This window comes from Mesorhizobium sp. M7A.F.Ca.CA.004.12.1.1, from assembly GCF_003997835.1.
Taxonomy (GTDB): domain Bacteria; phylum Pseudomonadota; class Alphaproteobacteria; order Rhizobiales; family Rhizobiaceae; genus Mesorhizobium.
On sequence record NZ_RZRK01000594.1, the window covers coordinates 1 to 3,830 of the forward strand.

The 3,830-nt window shown below is 64.4% G+C and carries 4 protein-coding genes and 1 pseudogene; 3 read left to right on the forward strand and 2 right to left on the reverse strand.

Features of this window, described 5'->3' with window-relative positions; all coding sequences use genetic code 11:
* Positions 1–198, forward strand: a pseudogene (locus tag EN984_RS25735) (alpha/beta hydrolase); the annotation flags it as partial.
* Between the two features lie 13 nt (positions 199–211).
* Here the strand turns inward: EN984_RS25735 and EN984_RS25740 are convergent.
* Complete coding sequence (locus EN984_RS25740; RefSeq protein WP_127270856.1) at positions 212–607, reverse strand: rhodanese-like domain-containing protein; 396 nt, start codon at positions 605–607, stop codon at positions 212–214.
* A gap of 54 nt (positions 608–661) precedes the next feature.
* Positions 662–1,276 (reverse strand): TetR/AcrR family transcriptional regulator, encoded by a 615-nt coding sequence (locus EN984_RS25745; protein WP_127270858.1) that lies wholly within the window; start codon positions 1,274–1,276, stop codon positions 662–664.
* A gap of 98 nt (positions 1,277–1,374) precedes the next feature.
* On the opposite strand from EN984_RS25745, the gene EN984_RS25750 reads away from it, so the two are divergent.
* Together EN984_RS25750 and EN984_RS25755 are read left to right on the forward strand one after the other, a co-directional pair.
* The gene (locus tag EN984_RS25750) at positions 1,375–2,121 is read left to right on the forward strand and encodes a 3-oxoacyl-ACP reductase family protein (protein ID WP_127270861.1); all 747 of its coding nucleotides are present in this window, start codon (positions 1,375–1,377) and stop codon (positions 2,119–2,121) included.
* A 209-nt stretch (positions 2,122–2,330) separates the two neighbouring features.
* A partial coding sequence (locus EN984_RS25755) for a L,D-transpeptidase family protein (RefSeq protein WP_127384042.1) occupies positions 2,331–3,830 on the forward strand: 1,500 nt, incomplete at its 3' end.

The following is a 3,830-nucleotide window of genomic DNA, read 5'->3' on the forward strand; positions in this document are numbered from 1 at the left end:
GTGCCGACCCTGGTCATCCATGCGCAGGACGACCGCGAAGTCTCGGCCGATCATGCAAGGCGCTATGCCGGCGCCGGCGGCCATGTGCGGCTCTACTGGGCCGACGGGCTCGGCCACCGCCGCATTCTCGCCGACAAGGGCGTGGTCGAACGCGCGGTTGGCTTCGTGGCGAATCGCGAGCCATTGCTGCTGCACTGAGCGGCGGTCGAGATTATTTCTTCTTCTCGCCGGGTTCGACCGGCAGTCCGGCGGCCTTCCAGGCGGTGTAGCCGCCAAGGATGTGCTTGACCGGCGAAAGCCCCATGTCCTGCGCCGTCTTTGTGGCCAGCGCCGAGCGCCAGCCGCCGGCGCAGAAGAACACGAAGTTCTTGCCCGAGGCGAAGAAGGGCTTGTGGTAAGGGCTTTCGGGGTCGATCCAGAACTCCAGCATGCCGCGCGTGACATGCTTGGCGCCGGGAATCTTGCCGTCGCGTTCCACTTCGCGTGGATCGCGCAGATCGACGAAGATGGTGTCTTCATCGTCGATCAGCCCGGCCGCCTCCTCCGGCGAAACCACCTCGATCACGGCGTTCGCCTCGTCCAGCAGCTCGCGATAACCCTTTTTCACGCTCTCATCCCTCCCGCCTTGCTGGCGGATTTCGAGCACACCAGCCGGCGTTTGTCACGCCGCGCTGCCGCCGGCCAGCGTCCTCCAGGCCGCCATGGCCCCGGCTACCGTCGCCAGCAGGGCATTATGCGAGGCGCCGTCGCGCGCCTGGATCGACATGCCGTGCTGGACCGTGGCGAAGAAGGTCGCGGCGGCGCTCGCATCGAAATCCGCCGGCAATTCGCCTTCGGCAACGCCGCGCTCCAGACGCTTCTGCAGTGCGGTGTGGTTTTCGGCGCGACGACGGCGCAGGTCGTCGCAGATGGCGCCGCGGCTCGAATCCTGATGCAGTGCGCCCAGCGTGATCAGGCAGCCCTGCGGACGATCGCTCTGCGCATAGGCCCTCGCCGTCAGGCTCAGGAATTGTTCGATCGCCTGCCGCGCAGTCGGAGCTTCCTCCAGCGCCAGCCAGATGTCGGCACCCTCGGTGTGCGAGTAAAAATCCGTCGCCTCCAGGAACAGCGCCTCCTTGCTGCCGAAGGCAGCGTAGAGGCTGGGCGAGTTGATGCCCATGGCGGCGGTCAGCTCGCTCATCGACGCGCCTTCGTAACCACGGGCCCAGAACACCTCCATCGCGCGGCGCAGGGCTGCGGTTCGATCGAAAGTGCGGGGGCGGCCTCGTTCCGGCATGATGCTCTTTTCTGTGTTGATCGATACATAATTAAGTTGACGCCGACGGGCAAGGCTGACAGGTATTTATGTATCGATCGTTACAAAAGGAGAAATCGATGTCATCCAACCAACTGGGCGGCAAGGCCGCGCTCGTCACCGGCGGCAGTCGCGGCATCGGTGCGGCGATTGCGCGACGGCTCGCGGCCGACGGCGCCAGTGTCGCGCTAACTTATGTGCATGGCGAGGAGCAGGCCCGCTCGGTTGTCGCCGAAATCGAGGCCAAGGGCGGCCGCGCCATCGCGATCAAGGCCGACAACCGCGATGCGGTGGCCATAGACAAGGCCGTCGATGACGCAGTGACCGCCTTCGGCCGGCTCGACATCCTGGTCAACAGCGCCGGCATCTGGCGGGCCGCCCCCATCGACACGCTGTCGCTCGCAGATTTCGACGAGACCATGGAGGTCAATCTCCGGGCTCCATTCATCGCCTCGAAGGCGGCGGCCGTGCATATGGGTGAGGGCGGCAGCATCATCTCGATCGGCAGCAACCTTGCCGAGAGGGCGACCGACGGCAGCCTCACGGCCTATTCGGCCAGCAAGGCGGCGCTGGTCGGCCTGACCAGGGCGCTGGCGCGCGACCTCGGCCCGCGCGGCATCACCGCCAACGTCGTCCATCCCGGTTCGACCGACACCGACATGAACCCGGCCGACGGCCCGCATGCCGAGCATCAGCGCCGGAAAATGGCAACACCGCGTTTCGGCAAGGCCGATGACATTGCCGGCATGGTCGCCTGGCTTGCAGGCCCTGAAGGCCGCTTCGTCACCGGCGCTGCCCTGACCATCGATGGCGGCGCCAACGCCTGATCCCGAGAGATTTCCGGCTGGGGCGGAACAACCCTCCGCTCCAGCCGTCACGATCTTGTGAAACCGTTCTGCAACAGGCTTTCCAAAATTTATGAAAGCTTAACGAAATCGGTATGAATCAGTATAGTCGCGCCTTACATCCGCCATGCGGTGAGCGGGACGATCTAGCGTGCGGAACGGGAACCGGTTGCGGCCGGAGCGGGTGATTCATGAAATTCCTCGGAAACAAAGCAACCGTGATGCCGCTGGTGGCGATCGCGGCAACGCTGGCTTTCGGTGTACCCCAGGCAGGCGCGCAGGGGCTGTTCGACATGCTTTTCGGCGGCGGCGTAAAGCACGCGCCGAAAGGCGAGTTTCCGCCCCCGCCACCGAAGCACAAGCCAAAGCCGAAGGCTCCGGCCAGCGGTGGCGGTGGCGGCGCGAGAATCAGCAGCCCATCCTATTACACCTACAAGGCGGACCGGCTGGTTCGCGTCGACTTCTCGGCGCTGGCCCCGACGCCAGAGCCGGCGGCGCCACAGGATGCGGCTTTCGTGCCGTCGGCAACGGGCGCTGCGTTTCGTGAAGCGGTTGCCAGCTTGGCTGACTACGAACTCTTAGCCGAGCCCGACATCGCCAAGGCGCTGATCGCGTATTACTCGGCCAATCCGGATTTCATCTGGATAAGCGGAACCAGCCTCAACAGCCGCGCGCAGGATGCGGTTCGGGTGCTTGGCGAGGCTTCAAGCTATGGCCTCACGCCCGCCGACTATACGGTCGAAGTGCCCGCTGCCGGCGCATCGACGACTGACGCCAATGCGCAACTGAAAGAGCTCGTCCGTTTCGAGATGGCGCTTTCCGCGCGTGTGCTGCGCTATGCCCACGACGCCCAGAACGGCCGCGTCGATCCCAACCGCATGACCGGCTACTATGATTTCCCGGCCAAGCCGCTCGACTTGCAAGGCGTGCTGAGGACGCTGGCGCATACCCAGCAAGTGCGCACCTATCTCGAATCGCGGCATCCGCAGAATGCGGAATACCAGGCGCTGCGCGTCGAACTCGAATCTCTGCAGGCCAGTGCGGAAAACGAAATCGTCGTCGACCCCAAACTGTTGCTGAAGCCGGGCGGAACCAGCCCCGAACTGCCGAAGCTCCTGACCTTGATCGCGCGCAATCTCGATGACGAGATGGGCGGCGCCTATGGCGAGATCCTGTCCAGGCTGGCCACCAGCGAAGTCTATGATCCGGAACTGGTCCCGGTCATCAAGGCCGTGCAGCAAAAGGCAGGCATGAAGGGCGACGGCGTCATCGGCCCGCGCACCGTCGCGACGCTGGCCGGAACATCCAAGGCCGACAAGCTGCTGAAGGTGGAAGTGGCGCTCGAGGAACTGCGCTGGCTGCCCTCCGATCTCGGCAGCCCGCGCGTCTTCATCAACCAGCCGGCCTTCACCGCGAGCTACATCGACAATGGCGAGGAAAAGCTCAAGACGCGTGTCGTCGTTGGCCGGACCACCAACCAGACCTCCTTCTTCTACGACCAGATCAAGCAGGTCGATTTCCATCCCTATTGGGGCGTGCCGCAATCGATCATCGTCAACGAGATGCTGCCGAGATTGCGCAACGATCCGGGCTATCTCGACCGGTCCGGCTATGAGGTGACGGATTCGCGCGGCAAGCGCATTCCTTCGTCGGCGGTCAACTGGGGCGCCTATGGCGCGAACATCCCCTAC

What these genes read in the sequence shown, in the direction of transcription:
- EN984_RS25745 (WP_127270858.1), bottom strand. Translation starts at nt 1,276, where the DNA reads ATGCCGGAACGAGGCCGCCCCCGCACTTTCGATCGAACCGCAGCCCTG.
- EN984_RS25750 (WP_127270861.1), top strand. Translation starts at nt 1,375, where the DNA reads ATGTCATCCAACCAACTGGGCGGCAAGGCCGCGCTCGTCACCGGCGGC.